This window comes from Rathayibacter sp. PhB127, from assembly GCF_003751665.1.
GTDB lineage: Bacteria > Actinomycetota > Actinomycetes > Actinomycetales > Microbacteriaceae > Rathayibacter > Rathayibacter festucae.
In genome coordinates this window covers 324,068-340,462 of record NZ_RKHW01000002.1, presented here as the reverse complement: position 1 = coordinate 340,462, position 16,395 = coordinate 324,068, and the positions used below count along the sequence as shown (strand labels likewise).

The window sequence follows — 16,395 nt, the reverse complement described above, 5'->3', positions numbered from 1 at the left end:
CAGTGCGAGCGGTCCGGGTCGGCGGCGGCCCGCCGCGAACGAGCGAGGCGTCCCGCCCCCGTCGAGGCGTCCTGCCGGAGCGGGACGCGTCGACCGGAGCGGGACGCCTCGGGTGGTGCGGTGGCTATGCGCCGATGAGCACGCCGCGGTCGGCGAGGTACTCGCGGATCAGGCGCTCAGCGCTCGCCCGGTCGGTGATGCCGTAGCGGTCGATGATCTGCTGCACGTAGGGACGCGCGATCGCCTCGGTGATGCCGAGCTCGGCCGCGATCTCGCGCGGCGAGAGGCCGGCGGCGATCAGTCCGAGGACCTGCTCCTTGGTGGGGAGCACGAACGGCGGGGTGGTGGGCTCCGGCTCCGGCGTGGTCGGGTCCTTCTCGGCGTCGATCGCGGAGGTGTCCTCGGCGAACGAGGCGGTCACGAAGGCGATCGCCTTCGAGGTGATGCCGAGCGCCTCCTGGTTGATGTTCGCCAGGTCGTCGCCGGCCGAGTGGTAGTTCGGGTCGTGCGCGATGCCGACCGTGCCGCCGAAGAGCGCGGCCTCCTCCTCGGTCTTGATGTCGTCCGCTCCGGTGAACAGGCCCGAGGCCGGGATTCCGGCGGAGATGAAGCCGTCGTAGTCGCTGCGGCCGTCGAACGCCGTGTCGATCCAGGGCTGGTCGATCGAGTCGAAGTAGTCCGTGAACGCCTTCTCAGTGGCGATGGAGCCCGCGGGCACCTCGACCGGTGCCTCGAAGGTGGACTCGTTCGCGTCGTAGACCGAGACGACGTAGTTCGGCGAGGCGACCATGTCGAAGTTCAGGTAGGTCGCGATGTCGCCGGCCTCCTCCTCCGAGAGCGAGTCGACGTAGGTGTACGAGCCGACGAGCCCGACCTCCTCGGCGCCCCACCAGGCGAAGCGCACGGCGTTGGTGGTCTCGCCCGCGTCCGCGAGCTGGACGGCGGTCTCGAGGAGCGTGGCCGATCCCGAGCCGTTGTCGTTGATGCCGGGACCCTCGGGCACGCCGTCGAGGTGCGCGCCGAGCATGACCACGTTGTCGTGGTCGCCGCCGGGCGTCTCGGTGATGATGTTGAAGGTGTCGGTGTCGGTGGTCGTCTGCTCGAGGACGAGCGTCGCCGTGCTGGGCAGTGCGGCGATCAGCGACTGGCCCTCCTCGAGCGTCACGCCGACCGACGGGATGTAGCTGGCGTCGGGCGCGCCGAGCGTGCCGTTGAGCGCCTCGCCGGGAACGTTGTTGTAGATGATCACGGCCGAGGCCCCGGCGGCACCGGCGGCGGCCGACTTCTCCGAGAAGCTGCAGGTGCCGCGGCTGACCAGGGCGACCTTGCCGGTCGCATCGAGTCCGGCCCAGGCGTCGGCGTCGCAGCCCAGCGGGTCGACCGGCTGGATCAGCTCGCCCGTGACGCCGCCCTCGGGGGTGGAGGGGGTGAACGACATCGGGATGCCCTCGACCGCGGGGGTCGTGGTCAGCGAGAACTCGTCGATCGTCTGGGTGGTGGTGGTGAAGTCCTGGCGCTCGGTGGTGTAGCCGGCGGCCTTCAGCACGGCCTCGACGTACTGGCCGCTCTGCTCGTAGCCCTCGGTACCGATCGCGCGGTTGCCGTCGTTGGCGTCCGCGATCGCCTGGAAGGCCTCGAGGTGGTTCATGATGCCGTCGACGGTCACCGCATCGGCGAAGTCGACGGGCTCGACGGCGTTCGCCGCGGGAGCGAAGGCGAAGCCGGCGACCAGCGCGCCGGCGCCGATCATCGCGGCCGAGCCGAGGAGTGGACGCCGACGTCGTGCGCCGGAGGTGTCTTCAGTGGTGGTAGCCACAGGTGGTCCCTTTCGTCGAGGGCAGCGGCCGTCGGACCGACGGCCTCCGTCGCCCTCGCTGTGCTGAGAAGCGGCGGTGCCCTCTGCGAGCGTATTCACAGGTCGCGCGAGAATGACACCCCTTCGCGGCACTTGTCACCCGGTGGAAACACGGGCGGCCGGCCGCGGCCGGAGCGCGTCTCAGGCCGTCGCGTCGCTCTCGGCCCACTCTCGGAGCATCGCGATCGTCTCCGCGGGCCGGTCGCGGTGCGGGCTGTGACCGGCTCCGGAGACCACCGCGTAGCGGACGCGCGGGTTCGCGCGGAGGACCTGCGCGGCGAGGGACGGCGGGAAGAACGTGAACACCTGCGGGTCGCCCGCGAGCACGAGCGCGGGCGCGCGCAGGGCCGGGACGTCGGCGAGCAGGTCCCAGGGGTCGTTGTCGTCGACGGTCGCGGCGACGGCGGCCGGGTCGGCGGCGTGCGCGGCGCGGAGCTTCTCGGCGCGGTCGCGCTCGTCCCAGTGCGGCTCGGCGGCGGCGAGCTCGTCCGCGGTGACGGCGAGGCCGGCGAGCTCGCCGGCGCGCACCTCCGCCCGCGACTCGGTCGCCAGCTGCAGCACGGGGTCGAGCAGCACCAGCCGGTCGGCCCAGCCGGCGTCGCGCGCCGCCGCCCGGACCGCCACGGCTCCGCCGAGGGAGTGGCCGACCACGAGGTCCCAGGTCCCGGACGGAGCGCGCAGGGCGAGCACGTCGTCGGCGTAGTCGTCGTGCCGGGACGACCCGCCGCGGGCGCCCGCACCGTGTCCGCGCAGATCCGGAGCGGTCACGCCCCAGCCGGCGCCGGTCAGCGCCTCGGCGACCCGCCACCAGGTGCCGGAGGCGCCGCCGAGGCCGTGCAGGAGGAGAGCCGCTCTCGTCTCCGGGGATCGCGTCGTCATCCGGCCAGGCTAGGGCGGATCAGTCGAGACTCGGGTCGCGCCCCGTGCGCTCGCCGGTCGCGAGAGCGCGGATCCCTGCCAGATCCTCCTCGTCGAGGGCGAAGCCGAGCACATCGAGGTTCTCCCGGATCCGCGCGGGCGTCACCGACTTCGGGATCACGACGACCCCGAGCTGCACGTGCCAGCGCAGCACGACCTGCGCGGGCGAGACGCCGTGCTTCGCGGCGATCGAGGCGAGCACGGGCTCGTCGAGCAGCCGGCCACGGGCCAGCGGCGACCAGGCCTGGGTCACGATGCCGTGCGCGGTGTCGAAGGCGCGCAGCTCGTCCTGGGGGAGCCGCGGGTGCAGCTCGACCTGGTTGATCGCGGGCACGACCTCGGTCTCGCCGAGCAGCCGCTCGAGGTGCTCGATCGCGAAGTTCGAGACGCCGATCGAGCGCGCCCGGCCCTCCTGACGGATCCGCTCGAGCGCGCGGTAGGTGTCGACGTAGCGGTCGCGGGAGGGGATCGGCCAGTGCACGAGGTAGAGGTCGACGTAGTCGGTGCCCAGGAGTTCGAGGCTGCGGTCGAAGGCCTCGAGCGTCTCGTCGAAGCCGTGGTCGTCGTTCCAGACCTTGGTGGTGACGAAGACCTGCTCGCGGGGGAGGCCGCTGGCGCGGATCCCCTCGCCGACGCCGCGCTCGTTGCCGTAGAGGGTCGCCGTGTCGATGTGCCGGTAGCCGGCCTCGAGCGCCGTGGCGACCGTGCGGGCCGCCTCGTCGTCGCCGATCTTGTAGACGCCGAGCCCGATCTGCGGGATCGCCCGCCCGTCGTTCAGGGGAACCAGGGGAACGCTCATCCCCCCATTCTTCCCCCTCCGCGAGATGCCACTTGTGCGCACGACACGCCGAGAAAGCCGGTCACAAGTGGCATCTCGCGGAGGGGGTCAGAGGTGCCGGGGGTCAGAGGTGCCAGTGCAGCTCGCCGTGCGGGCCGACGCGGACGGTGTCCTCGATCAGGGCGGCGAGGCCGGCGACGCCGAAGAGGAGGCGGCGGTCGTCCCGCGCGGCCTGGCTGGTGTGCACGAAGCGGCGGACGGCGAAGTAGTCGTCGTGTCCGGGCTGCAGTCCGTCGACGAGGCCCTGCTCGCCGAGGGCGCGCAGGCCACGGCCCGGCCGGCGGGCGGGCCCGAGACCGAGCCAGAGCGTGCCGGTCTCGAGCAGGACGACGGTGCTCGGCACGATCGCGCCGGCCCGCAGACGCCGGGCCGTGATCTGCCAGCCGAAGCCGAGGTGGTGCACCCGGATCGGATGCGGTCCGCGCCAGGCGTGCGAGGGGTCCTCCGCGCGGTAGTAGACCGGGCTGGGGCGGAACGAGCCCTGCCAGAGCGCCGCGGCCAGCTCGCCGGCCCACTCGGGCGTCTCGGGGTCGGCCCAGGGGTCGAGGACGTGCGCCTCCTCCGCCTCGCGCTGATGCTGGCGGACGAGTTCCTCCGCGTCGTCGCGCAGTGCCATCGGCAGCCCCTCCGTCCCGTGCGAGCCCCACCCTAAGGGGGACAGCCTGGGAGCCTTAAGGGAGCCGAGTCGGAGCCGAGTGGGAGACGCCTCCGCGCGAGGGCGTCGGAGGACCCCGACTCAGGTCGGCAGCTCCACCGGCTCGGTGTCCGGCAGCGGGCTCGCGTCGCGGCCGCGGAGGTCCGGGTGGAAGCGGCGGCCGAGCGCCGGGACGACGAAGCCGACGAAGGCGAACACCGCGGCGACCACGATCGCGGCCGTCGGGCCGGATCGGTCGATCTGCACACCCGCGATCGCCGAGCCGAGCGCCGCTCCGATCAGCTGCCCGGTGCCGACCCAGCCGTAGGCCTCCGCCGTGTCCGAGAACTTCACGCTCGCGGCCGTGATCGTGAAGAGCGCGGCCAGCGCCGGCGCGATGCCGACACCGGCCAGGAACAGCGTGATCGAGAGCCACCAGAAATCGGTCGAGAACGCCGCGAGGCCCATGCCGACGGTGACGATCAGCATCCGCCGCGCGGTCGCCCAGCGGCTGATCGGGATGTGACCGAGGGTGAGGCCGCCGAGCAGCGAGCCGGCCGCGAAGATCGCCAGGACGACGCCCGACTCCACCCCGCCCTCCCCGAAGACCGCCACGACGCCGGCTTCGACCGCGGCGCAGGCGCCGACCAGCAGGAAGCCGACCACGGTCGCGAGCAGCACCGGCGGCTTGGTCAGCACGACGCCGAGCTTCCGACGCGAGCGCGGGATGCGCACCCGGCCGACCTCGGGTGACGCGATGAACCAGATGCCGCCGCCGACGAGGAAGAACGCGGCGGTGAGGATGCCCGCGACGGTCGAGATCTGGATCGAGACGAACGTCGTCAGCACCGGGCCGAGCACCCAGATGATCTCCTGCGCCGACGCGTCGAGGGAGAACAGCGGGGTCAGCTGCGAGCTGGGCACCATCTTCGGGTAGATCGTCCGGACCGCCGGCTGCACGGGCGGCATGCTGAGGCCCGAGACGAAGCCGATGACGACGAACTGCCAGATCTCCAGCGGCAGCACCGCCATCGCGATGATCGCTGCCGCGCAGACGATGAGGGTGGCGGTGAGCACCCGCCGCATCCCGAGCCGGCCCATCAGGCGGCTGGTCAGCGGGCCGGCGATCGCCTGGCCGATCGACATCGACCCGAGCACCAGGCCGGCCGCGGCGTAGGAGTCGTGCACGCGCTCCACGTGCAGCAGGAAGGCGAGCGAGAGCATCCCGAACGGGAAGCGCGCGGTGAGCTGGGCCGCGATGATGCGACCCACGCCGGGGGTTCTCAGGAGTTCGGTGTAGCTGCCCACCGGACGACACTAGCGGCCCGCGGCGGCCGGTCGGCGTCGTCCGCCGAACCGGCCGGCGGCGGCCCCGGTCAGCCCGCGAGGACCTTCCGGATTCGCTGCAGCGAGACGCTCTCGACGGTGCCCAGGCTCTGCGCGAAGAAGCTGATCCGCAGCTCCTCGATCAGCCAGCGGGCGCGCACCAACCGCTCCGGCGCGTGCGGCGGCAGCGGGATCGTGCCGCCCGTGGAGCGGTAGAGCTCCTGCGCCGCCTGCACCTCGTTCAGCCAGACCCGGTCGCGGCCGACGTTCTCGCCGATCTTGCCGAAGCGCTCGGTGATGCCGGCGAGGTAGCGCGGCAGGTGCCGGAGCCGCTCGAGTCCCGTCGCGGAGACGAAGCCGGGGTGCACGAGCCCGGTCAGCTGCTCGCGGGCGTCGGTCAGCGCGGGGAGCAGCGCCATGCTCGTGGAGGCCTTGAGCGCCTTCTCGACGCCGCGCGCCGTGGTCAGGATCGTGGTGACGGTCTTCACGGTCTCGAACATCGAGTCCATCACGCTGCCCGAGACCCGGTCGCGCACCGCGTCGAACTCGGCGCGGAGGAAGAGCATCCCGTCCGGCTTCATCCGCCAGAGCACCGCGTCGACGCAGGCGAGCAGGCAGTCTCCGAACAGCGCCGTCGTGTTCTGGTACGGGCTCTGCGCGAGCACGAGCTTCTCGTTGGCGGTCAGGTACTGCTGCACGTAGGCGACGGGGCTGGGCGTCGCGAGCAGCAGCAGCCGGCGGACGCCGCGCGGGTGCTCGCGCGCCTGGTCCTCGGCGGTCGCGAGCAGGCGGATCGAGACGGAGTCGCCGTCGTCGATCATCGCCGGGTAGGCGCGGATCGTGTTGCCGCCCTGGCGGGTGTCGGTGACGCGGGGCAGCTCCGCCATGTCCCACGTCCTGATGCCGCGGCGCTCCAGGGCGTCGGGCACGCGCGCCTCGACGACCCGGGCGACCTCGTCGCGGACCCGGCCGCGCAGGCGCTCGGCCAGCGGCGCGAGCTCCTTGCCGGCGGCGACGGTCCGGCCGCGCTCGTCGGCGATCGCGAAGGTGACCCGGAGGTGCGCGGGGATGCGCTCGAGGTCGAAGTCGGAGGCGTCGATCACGACGCCGGCCTCGCGGCGGATCGCCCCGGCGAGGGTTGCGGCGAACGACTCCGTCGGCGGGTTCGGCACGTCCTGGGGGAGCGCGGCGGTGAGCTTGCGCGCCCAGTCGTTCGCCGGGACGACGTTCCGGCGCAGGTGCTTGGGCAGCGCCTTGATCATCGCGGTGACGAGCTCGGCGCGGAGCCCCGGCACCAGCCAGTCGAAGCCGAGCGGCGTGACGCGCGGCAGCAGCGCGAGCGGCACGTGCACGGTGACGCCGTCCTCCTCCGTGCCCGGCTCGAACCGGTAGGAGAGCCGGAAGCGCTGGTCGGCCTGGCGCCACTGGGTCGGGAAGGCGGTCTCGTCGATCTGCTCCGCATCCTCGGGCAGGAGGGTCTCCTGCGTCATGGTCAGCAGGTCGGGCTCGTCGTGCTGCGCGGTGCGCCACCAGGAGTCAAAGGAGCGCACCGAGGTGATGTCGCGCGGGACGCGGCGATCGTAGAAGTCGAAGACGGCCTCGTCGTCGACGAGCAGGTCGCGGCGGCGGGTGCGCTCCTCGAGGCGCTCGAGCTCGGCGCGCAGGGCCCGGTTCTTCCGGTCGAAGGCGTGCCGCGCGTCCCACTCGCCCTCGACGAGGGCGTGCCGGATGAACAGCTCGCGGGCGTAGCCGGCGTCGATCCGGGAGAACTGCACCCGTCGCCGGGCGATGATCGGCACGCCGTAGAGCGTGACCTTCTCGTAGGCGACGGCCGCGCCCTGCGCCTTCTCCCAGTGCGGCTCGCTGAACTGCCGCTTCACCAGGTCGCCCGCGATCGCCTCGGCCCAGGCCGGATCGATCGCGGCGTTGGAGCGGGCGAACAGCTTGCTGGTCTCGACCAGCTCGGCGCTCATCAGGGCGTCGGGCTGCTTCTTCGCCAGCGCGCTGCCGGGGAAGATCGAGAACTTCGCGTTGCGGGCGCCGACGTACTGGACGCTCTGGCGCTCGCGGTTCTTCGCCGCACGCTGCGCCTGCTGCGAGGTGGTGTCCTTGATGCCCAGGTGCGAGAGCAGGCCGGCGAGCAGGCTCCGGTGGATCCCGTCCGGGTCGACCTTCGGCTCGCCGAGCTCGAGCTTCAGCGGGCGGGCCAGCTGGCGCAGCTGGCGGAAGACGTCCTGCCACTCGCGCACGCGGAGGTAGTTGAGGTACTCGGCCTTGCAGAGCCGGCGGAAGGCGCTGGAGGAGAGCTCGGCCTGCTTCTCCTCCACGTAGTTCCAGAGGTTGAGCAGGGTGAGGAAGTCGCTGGTCGGGTCGACGAAGCGGGCGTGCTGCTGGTCGGCCTGCGCGCGGCGCTCCAGCGGCCGCTCCCGGACGTCCTGGATCGTCAGCCCGGCGACGATCGCCATCACCTCGCGGCTGACGTCGTGCTTGCGCGACTCGATCACCATCCGCCCGAAGCGCGGGTCGATCGGCAGCCGCGCGAGGTCCCGCCCGATCCTGGTCAGCTGAGGCGCCTTGTCGGCCCCCGTTCCCCGCGAGATGCCACTTGTGACGGGTTTCTTCGGCGTGTCGCCCTCATAAGTGGCATCTCGCGCGGGGGAGTCGGCGGGGGCGGCGGAGGAGCGGAGGGCGCCGAGCTCGGTGAGGAGGTCGAGGCCGTCCTTGATGCCGCGGGAGTCGGGCGGGGTGAGGAACGGGAAGCCGGCGATGTCGCCGAGGCCGAGCGAGATCATCTGCAGGATGACGGCGGCGAGGCCGGTGCGCAGGATCTCCGGATCGGTGAACTCGGGGCGGCGCTCGAAGTCCTCCTCCGAGTAGAGCCGGATCGCGATGCCCGCGCTGGTGCGGCCGGAGCGGCCGGAGCGCTGGTTCGCCGACGCCTGCGAGATCGCCTCGATCGGCAGGCGCTGCACCTTCGAGCGGGCGCTGTAGCGCGAGATGCGGGCGGTGCCGCCGTCGATGACGTAGCGGATGCCGGGCACGGTGAGGCTGGTCTCGGCGACGTTGGTCGCCAGGACGACCCGGCGGCGTACGCCCGGGGTGCGCCCGCGCTCGAAGACGCGGTGCTGGTCGGCGGCCGACAGCCGGCCGTAGAGGGGGAGGACCTCGGTGCCGGGGAGGTTCCGGCCGCGGATCGCGTCCTCGGCGTCGCGGATCTCGTTCTCACCGGAGAGGAAGACGAGGACGTCGCCCTGGTCCTCGCGGGCCAGCTCGGCCAGCGCGTCGGCGATGCCGGTCATCAGGTCGCGGCTGCCGCTCGTGGCGTCGGGGACGTCGGTGTCGTCCTCCTCCTCGGGCTCCTCGGCGACGAGCGGGCGGTAGCGGATCTCGACGGGGTAGGTGCGGCCGGAGACCTCGATGATCGGCGCGGGCTCGCCGGCGGCGTCCCGGAAGTGCTCGGCGAAGCTCTGCGGGTCGATCGTCGCGGACGTGATGATCAGCTTGAGATCCGGGCGGCGGGGCAGCAGCCGGTGCAGATAGCCGAGCAGGAAGTCGATGTTGAGGCTGCGCTCGTGCGCCTCGTCGATGATGATCGTGTCGTACCGGCTCAGCATCCGGTCGTGGTTCATCTCGTTGAGCAGGATGCCGTCGGTCATCAGCTTGATCCGGGTCGACGCGCTCGCCTTGTCGGTGAAGCGGACCTGGTAGCCGACGATCCCGCCGACCTCGTCGTCGAGCTCCTCCGCGATGCGCTCGGCGATGGTGCGGGCGGCGATGCGGCGGGGCTGGGTGTGCGCGATGCTCTCGCGGCCGAGCTCGAGGCAGATCTTGGGCAGCTGCGTCGTCTTGCCGGAGCCGGTGGCGCCGGCGACGATCACGACCTGGTGGTCGCGGATGGCGGCGGCGATGTCGTCCCTGCGCGCCGAGACGGGGAGTTCGGGAGGATACCGGATGCTGAGGACGTCTGACATGAGCCCTCCATCCTACGGCGCCGTGACATGATGCCCAGGTCTCCCGGCGGAATCCCGCGGGCGGCCACCCGCGCCGTGCGGGCCGAGCAGAGAGCCGAGTGTGAACACGCAGTCCCTCCTCGTGATCCTCAACATCGTCCTGCTGATCCTCGCGATCCGGGGAGTGCTGGCGAACGGGCGGCTGTCGAAGGTCGCGAAGGTCGGCTGGGTGGCGCTGATCGTGATCCTCCCGTTCGCGGGGAGCATCGCGTACCTGGTCTTCGGCCGGCGGGCGAGCGGCGGCGGGTCGTCGTCGGGGCCGCAGCGGCCGACCGGGTGGTTCTTCGAGCGCTGACGGCCGGCACTGCCGAATCGGGACGTGCTTAGTGCTAGCGGCGTCGGTTGATGTGCACCAGCAACTAACTGATCGCTAAACGGTAGGTGCGCCGCAACGCAAAATCGGCGTTTAAAACCGAAGATTCTTCAAATCGTGCAATTTATCGGCCTCGCTTTCAGGCAGGCGTCGGATGCAAGCCGGAAGCGGCGCGAGGAAAGCGCGGTGTTTGTTGTCAGGGGTGCAGACTCGTGAAATGCGCGTCATGAAGTGACGGTGCCTCATTATTCGCTGCATGTAGTGGGGGGCTCTCGCGTCCACGCAGGCGTCCGAGCTGACTTGAGCTATCTTCAGTAGTGAGCTCGGTGCTGGAAGCCATAGGATCGCGACATGGAGCCAATTGACCGTCTTCGAGCTGCCTTTCAGAACAGCAATGTCGTCATCGTCGCCGGGACAGGCGTGACTATGAGCGTATCTGGAGGAACCGCCACAAGCACTTGGGCTGGTCTGATCCAGAACGGGATTGACCAGATTGATGCTTCGGATCCCAATCGCGCCGCTCTGCTTCGAATGCAGATGGAAGTGGCTAAAGATGCGGACGACCTGATTGACGTCGCCCAGGCCGTGCGGCGTCGCATGGGTGAGAATTACGGGCGCTGGCTGGACCAGTCCATCGGTGCGATTCCCGTCAAGCAGCCCGCCGTAGCGAAGGCTCTCGGTGCGCTGAATGTGCCCATCCTCACCACAAATTATGACACGCTCCTCGAACAAGCTCTCGGAAAAACGACGGCTACATGGTCGTCGCCCGATTTGATGAGAAGAATCATCGTGGACGGATCTGGCTCAATCGGGCACCTGCACGGCGTTTATAACGAGCCGAACGACGTTGTCTTCTCTCAGTCTGACTACACGAGGGTGACAGAAAATGTGGATGCTCAAATGGTACAAAATTCAGCATTCACCATGAAGACTTTTCTGTTTGTCGGCTGTGGCTCAGGCTTGAATGACCCAAACTTTGACCCGATGATCGAAACTTTCTCCGCAAGGTTCACAGCTACGGCAAATACGCATTTTCGACTTTGCCTGGACGGCGAAGTGGACTCTAGTACTCTATTTGGTGCGGTCGTTGACATTGGTTACGGGCAGTCGCACGAGGACCTTTCAACGTTTCTACAGGGCCTTGCTTCAATGCCGCAGAATACGCGAATGGTCGACCCAATCGTGAGTAGTCGACTAAATCTTCTTAACAGGCTTCGGGATAACTCGACATTGTGGCGGGACGCCGATACTCTGCAGAAAAAATCACTCGCAGAACTCGTTGTCACACCAATCTTCCTCCCCGAACCCCACGATCAGTACGCGACCAATTCAGTAATTGACGCGGAAAAGGACCGCGTAGACCCCATTGATGTAAAGGAGCTCATCGATGCCGGAGGTATAGTAATAATCGCGGGTGAAGAAAACTCGGGAGTAAGCACAGCAGTAACCTGGCTTCTCGATGAGGCAATGAATCGGCGGCCTGGCGAGCATGCCGTCTTTGTCGAGGATCCGCTACTGCCGGGCATTCAGCCTGTCACGCGAAGCATCGACCGAATCTACCAGAACTGGGGATTTGCTCCGGATGAGGTGTCGGAACGGACGCGGGGCATTCTCGGCATTGACAATCTCAAGTTTGAAGGCAGCCAGAGATATAGCCGCGCTATCGATGACGTGAGTAAATCTGAACATCCTCTTATCGTTTTAGGCGTTCGTCAAGCTGATGCTCTCGAAGTAGTGAACTCGCTGTCGGAAAAAGGAGTACTGGGAGTTCGCGTCGTCTATCTTGGCCGCTTCAGTAGGGAGGAAGCGAAAGAGCTAGCGCGACGCGTGGCACCCGGTCGAGAGGACAACGTCGCGCGAACGGTGATGATCGTCGTGCGCAAAAAGAATCTTCCTCGAACTCCTTTCACTATAACGCTCCTAGTTGAGCTTGTGAGAAGTGGGACGCTCCTGCAAAAAGAAGACTCTGACATTGCCGTTCTCGATCAATATATCAACCTGCTGCTCGGAGCCGAGTTCCTTCGGACCCGCACCTATGTAGAAATGAGCTTCAGAAATAAGCGGGTCGTGCTCGAAACGCTTGCCAGGAAGCTTGTTGAAAACCGAGAAGACAAGGCACCGCAGTCCAGCGTGTTGCAGTGGATTACGGAACAGTTTGAAGAATTAGGCTGGGGTTTTGATGCTCTCGCCTGCCTGAATGACTTGATCGATCGTCGGATACTGTCGCGCGATGATGAAAACACTATTCGGTTTCAGCGCTCCGCGTACCTGGAGCTTATGGCTGGTACGGCTGCTCGAGATGACGAGACTTTCAGGATGCTCGTGTTCGAATCGCCGCTACAACTCGCAAGCATTGTCAGGACTTATGCTGCGATGACCAGGAATGACGAAGCCGTTCTTCATCTCGTTGAGGTTGAACTGGAGCGTATTGCTACCGCAACACCTGTCGGCTCCGTCTTCGGTAGCATTCGTCGATTGGATGCTCCTAAAAATCTATTCAGTGATCCCGTCGAGAGTAGCGAAACTTCCCACGAAGAGAAGCGCGATGCTGTGGAAAGAGCGGGAATTAGTAAGGCTTACTACGACGATTCGGACGACTCAGATACTCCGGCATTTCTTACTGCACGACTGGAGGATCTCTCAGAAGGTCGAATTGCAATGTTAGTGGTCGATCTGGCGAGTCGCGTGTTGCGGGATTCCGATGAGGTTCGTGACCAAGAGCTTAAGTCGAGGATCCTGAAGAAGCTCCTTGCGGCCTGGGCGGCCTTCACTGATCTCTACGAGGCCGAGCTTGCTGCCGCCCCTGACCTTGACGAAGCTTCTCGTGCATTTCATCCTGATGAGAATCCGTCTGAAGAAGATGTCGAAAAATTTAAGTCAGCGATTCTTCGCATCGTACCTTGCTTCATCACGCTTAGTGGCATTCGAGCCTGCCTGAGTTCCCCTAGTTTGGTTACGCGCCTAAGCGACATCGATACTGGCGACCTAGAGAATGGGTCCTACGCAGCGCTCATCAGGACTCTTACTTTGCATACGACGAGATCGGTAAAGTGGATTGACACCCTCAAGGACATCGACGAAAAAGCAATTAAGTCTTTCTTTGCAGCCTCGTTCCTCTCGTCGCTAGCGCGTTATTCCTACATAGTGGATGAGCGACTGAATGACGAACAGCGAGGGAAAATCCGCGAATTTCTTAGACGAGTGGTGAGCGAGCGGTACAACTTCCGAGACGTAACGCACCGGGTTGAAATTCTAAACTCCTTTGAAGATAAGCTGCGCAGGAGTCGGCTTGACGAGGGGCGCAAAGATAGGCCAATGGCCATTGACGTGTGACTGCAAAATCAGTATGCGTGAGTTGTGTCCTGACTGACAGACTGCTTTTGCGCGGACCGAGCGTATAACATTTCCGGATTGTGAAAAGAGAAGTCAGGCGGGCGGGCATTCGTTCGCTCGCTCGCAAATGTTCAGGCTGCAATGTACACATATTCGCCTGGGGCCGGGTGCATCGCCAGCTAACGCGCCGGCTTTAGTTTGGTGTGCCTGTAGAAGAAAGGCGAGCTCTCTGCAAGTACGGTAGTAGGTGTGGCGTTCAAACGGCCACCAGAAGGGGCAAGAGCGTACGTCTGACGGATTCAGGGACAGGCTTGGGGACGATTGGCACCGGCAGGAAGCTGTCAACGCCCCGGACGGCGGCGGGCGGCGCGTCTAGCGTGGAGGGCATGGCCGAACGACTTCGCTCCAGTGTCAGTCCGTACCTCCGCTCGCACGCCGACAACCCGGTGGACTGGTGGCCGTGGGGGGAGGAGGCGTTCGCCGAGGCGGTGCGCCGGGACGTGCCGGTGCTGGTGTCGATCGGGTACGCGACCTGCCACTGGTGCCACGTGATGGCGCGGGAGTCGTTCTCGGATCCGGTGCTGGCGGCGCGGCTCAACGACGGATTCGTGGCGGTCAAGGTGGATCGCGAGGAGCACCCGGACGTCGACACCGCGTATCTGACGGCGGCGAGTGCGTTCACGCGGAATCTGGGCTGGCCGCTGACGGTGTTCACGACTCCGGCCGGGGAGACCTTCTACGCGGGGACGTACTTCCCGCCGCGGGCCGTCGGCGGGGTGCCGGCGTTCTCGGACGTGCTCGACGCGGTGTCGGAGGCGTGGCGGCTGCGGCGCGACGAGGTGCAGACGACGGCGGGGTCGCTCAGCACCGCGCTGCGGGAGGCGACCGCGGTGGTGCCGTCGGGAGACGCGCTCCCGGACGACGCGGCGCTCGCGGCGGCCGTCGGGGCGCTCGCTGCCGAGGAGGACCGGGTGCACGGGGGATTCGGCGGGGCGCCGAAGTTCCCGGTGGCGCCGGTGCTCGGGTTCCTGGCGTCACGGGACGACGGCGCGGAGCTGGCCGAGCGGACGCTGCTGACGCTGGCGGGCTCGCCGCTGCGGGATCGCGACGGCGGCTTCTTCCGCTACGCCACCCGACAGGACTGGAGCGATCCGCACTACGAGCGGATGCTCTACGACAATGCGCAGCTGCTCGACGTAGCGGCGGTGCTGCTCGGGCGCGAGGGCACCGACCGGGAGGCGCTCGCCGGGGTGGCGGAGGGCGTCGCGTCGTTCCTGCTCGCGACGCTGCGGCGGCCGAGCGGCGGCTTCGCCAGTGCGCAGGACTCCGAGAGCGTCATCGACGGGCAGCGCTCGGAGGGCGGCTACTACCTCGCCGAGGACCGCACGGATCTGGCGCCCCCCGCGCTCGACGAGAAGGTCGTCACCGGCTGGAACGGGCTGGCGATCGGCGCACTCGCCCGGGCGGGGCGCGCGCTGGGCAGGGAGGACTGGATCGCGGCAGCGCGGGACGCCGCCGATCTGCTGCTCGAGCGGCACCTGGTCGACGGGCGCGTGAGCGTCCGCGCCTCGCTCGGCGACTCCGTCTCCGCCGCGCGCCCGGCGCTGGAGGACCTCGGCATGCTCGCCGGCGGGCTGCTGCAGCTGGCGCTCGCCGAGGGGACGCCCCGCTACGCGCTCGTCGCCCGGACGCTGCTCGACGGGGCGCTGGACGTGGCCCCGTCCTGGCCGCCGTTCGCGCTGCCCGGCGGCGGGGACCCGGCGCTCACCGCGCGCGGGCTGCTGCTGGCGGCCGACCCGTCCGAGGGTGCCTACCCCTCGGGGCTGTCCGCGGCGGCCGAGGCGGCCCACGGGCTGTACCTGCTGACGGGGGAGCGGCGCTACCGGGAGGCGGCGGAGGCCGTGGTCGCGGGCATCGGTCCGGGGGCGCTCGGGCAGCCGATGGGGTTCGGCGGAGTGCTCGCGCTCGCCGGGCGCCTCGCGCGCCCGGTCACGCAGCTGGTCGTCGTCGTCCCGGACGACGGTAGTCGGGCACCGCTGCAGCGCGGCGCCCGGGAGACCGGGCTGGGCGTGCTCGCGGTGGTGAGCGACGACGCGGCGGCCGAGTGGGCCCGCGCGGGCTTCGAGCTCTTCGAGGGCCGGACGTCGCGCGACGGCCTGCCGACGGCCTACTCCTGCGAGGCGTTCGTCTGCGCGCTGCCGACGACGGAGCTGCCGGAGGAGCTGCTCACGCGGCCGTGACGACGAGCGGGGCGTCGGGATCGGCGGCCCACTCGTTCAGCGAGCCGTCGTAGACGACCGCGGTGTCGACGCCGAGGACGGCGAGCGCGAGCGCGTCGGCCGTCGCGGCGATCCCGCCCGCGCAGTAGAGGACGATCCGCTCGGCCTGGAGCGTCTCGCCGAAGAGCGCCCGCAGCCGCTCCGGCGGGAGGAGCGTGTTGTCCTCGCGGTCGACCAGCCGCACGGCCGGGACGCTCACCGAGCCGGGGAGGTGGCCGAGGCGCGGCCGTCGCCCCTGCTCGCCGGTGAACTCCTTCGGCGGCACGGCGCAGACCAGGGCGCCCGGCTCCTCGCCGCGGACGACGCGCTCGACGCCGGCCTTGTCGATCCAGAGCGGGCGCTCGGGGCGCACGGTGATGCCCGAGGCCGCGCGCGGCTCCACGTGTCCGGTCTCGATCGGGCGCTCCTCTCGCCGCCAGGCGCTGAGTCCGCCGTCGAGCACCGCGACCGCGTCGTGCCCGGCGGCGCGCAGGAGCCACCACAGGCGCGACGCCCACTGGCCCACCGCGGAGTCGTAGACGACGACCACCGAGTCGTCGTCGATGCCGAGCGCGGCGGTCGCCGCGGCGAAGCGCTCGGGGGCGAGCCGGGTGAAGGGGAAGGCCGCCTCCGGATCCGAGAGCTGCGCGAGCAGGTCGCCGAACACCGCACCGGGCACGTGGCCCTCGAGGAGGTACTGCTCGTCGCCGCCGAGGTAGCCGGGCCGGCCGTCGAAGCCGGTCACCAGCAGGACGCTCGCGTCGACCACGACGAGGTGCTCGCGGCCGAGCTGGTCGGCCAGCCACTGGGTCGAGACGATCGGCCGGGCGAGGTAGGGGGCTGCAGTGCTGCTCACCCGCACCACGCTAGGCGCGACCCCCGACGCTCCGCAGGCCGGTGCGTCATCGTG

10 protein-coding genes are annotated in these 16,395 nt (G+C 68.7%); 3 read left to right on the top strand and 7 right to left on the bottom strand.

Going from position 1 to position 16,395, the window contains the following annotated elements:
- Nucleotides 1-124: 124 nt before the first annotated feature.
- The 6 genes from EDF22_RS12060 to hrpA form a co-directional block, all read right to left on the bottom strand.
- The gene (locus EDF22_RS12060) at nucleotides 125-1,816 is read right to left on the bottom strand and encodes a M28 family peptidase (protein ID WP_260303439.1); all 1,692 of its coding nucleotides are present in this window, start codon (nucleotides 1,814-1,816) and stop codon (nucleotides 125-127) included.
- Nucleotides 1,817-1,996: 180 nt separating this feature from the next.
- Entirely contained in the window at nucleotides 1,997-2,734 is a 738-nt protein-coding gene (locus EDF22_RS12055) for an alpha/beta fold hydrolase (RefSeq protein WP_123705165.1), read from the bottom strand.
- A gap of 19 nt (nucleotides 2,735-2,753) precedes the next feature.
- On the bottom strand, nucleotides 2,754-3,572 hold the full coding sequence (locus EDF22_RS12050) for an aldo/keto reductase (RefSeq protein WP_123705164.1): 819 nt from the start codon (nucleotides 3,570-3,572) through the stop codon (nucleotides 2,754-2,756).
- 103 nt (nucleotides 3,573-3,675) lie between these two features.
- Nucleotides 3,676-4,227: a hypothetical protein gene (locus EDF22_RS12045; protein WP_123447651.1), complete on the bottom strand. Its 552-nt coding sequence runs from the start codon at nucleotides 4,225-4,227 to the stop codon at nucleotides 3,676-3,678.
- A gap of 120 nt (nucleotides 4,228-4,347) precedes the next feature.
- Nucleotides 4,348-5,553: an MFS transporter gene (locus EDF22_RS12040; protein WP_123705163.1), complete on the bottom strand. Its 1,206-nt coding sequence runs from the start codon at nucleotides 5,551-5,553 to the stop codon at nucleotides 4,348-4,350.
- Nucleotides 5,554-5,621: 68 nt separating this feature from the next.
- Nucleotides 5,622-9,542 (bottom strand): ATP-dependent RNA helicase HrpA, encoded by a 3,921-nt coding sequence (hrpA, locus tag EDF22_RS12035; protein WP_123705162.1) that lies wholly within the window; start codon nucleotides 9,540-9,542, stop codon nucleotides 5,622-5,624.
- Between the two features lie 100 nt (nucleotides 9,543-9,642).
- Between hrpA and EDF22_RS12030 the strand changes: the two genes are divergently transcribed.
- The 3 genes from EDF22_RS12030 to EDF22_RS12020 all read left to right on the top strand — a co-directional run bounded on the left by EDF22_RS12030 (nucleotide 9,643) and on the right by EDF22_RS12020 (nucleotide 15,467).
- Complete coding sequence (locus tag EDF22_RS12030) at nucleotides 9,643-9,876, top strand: PLD nuclease N-terminal domain-containing protein (protein WP_123705161.1); 234 nt, start codon at nucleotides 9,643-9,645, stop codon at nucleotides 9,874-9,876.
- A gap of 369 nt (nucleotides 9,877-10,245) precedes the next feature.
- The gene (locus tag EDF22_RS12025; RefSeq protein WP_123705160.1) at nucleotides 10,246-13,227 is read left to right on the top strand and encodes an SIR2 family protein; all 2,982 of its coding nucleotides are present in this window, start codon (nucleotides 10,246-10,248) and stop codon (nucleotides 13,225-13,227) included.
- Nucleotides 13,228-13,613: 386 nt separating this feature from the next.
- A complete protein-coding gene (locus EDF22_RS12020) occupies nucleotides 13,614-15,467 on the top strand; it encodes a thioredoxin domain-containing protein (RefSeq protein ID WP_123705159.1) in 1,854 nt (617 codons plus the stop codon).
- Here EDF22_RS12020 and EDF22_RS12015 read toward each other — a convergent pair.
- A complete protein-coding gene (locus EDF22_RS12015) occupies nucleotides 15,454-16,341 on the bottom strand; it encodes a sulfurtransferase (RefSeq protein ID WP_185038884.1) in 888 nt (295 codons plus the stop codon). The genes EDF22_RS12020 and EDF22_RS12015 overlap by 14 nt on opposite strands.
- Between the last annotated feature and the right edge of the window lie 54 nt (nucleotides 16,342-16,395).

Excerpts from the sequence above, each read along its gene's own strand:
- EDF22_RS12055 (WP_123705165.1), bottom strand. The coding sequence starts at position 2,734 with ATGACGACGCGATCCCCGGAGACGAGAGCGGCTCTCCTCCTGCACGGC.
- EDF22_RS12050 (WP_123705164.1), bottom strand. The coding sequence starts at position 3,572 with ATGAGCGTTCCCCTGGTTCCCCTGAACGACGGGCGGGCGATCCCGCAG.
- EDF22_RS12045 (WP_123447651.1), bottom strand. The coding sequence starts at position 4,227 with ATGGCACTGCGCGACGACGCGGAGGAACTCGTCCGCCAGCATCAGCGC.
- hrpA (WP_123705162.1), bottom strand. The coding sequence starts at position 9,542 with ATGTCAGACGTCCTCAGCATCCGGTATCCTCCCGAACTCCCCGTCTCG.
- EDF22_RS12025 (WP_123705160.1), top strand. The coding sequence starts at position 10,246 with ATGGAGCCAATTGACCGTCTTCGAGCTGCCTTTCAGAACAGCAATGTC.
- EDF22_RS12020 (WP_123705159.1), top strand. The coding sequence starts at position 13,614 with ATGGCCGAACGACTTCGCTCCAGTGTCAGTCCGTACCTCCGCTCGCAC.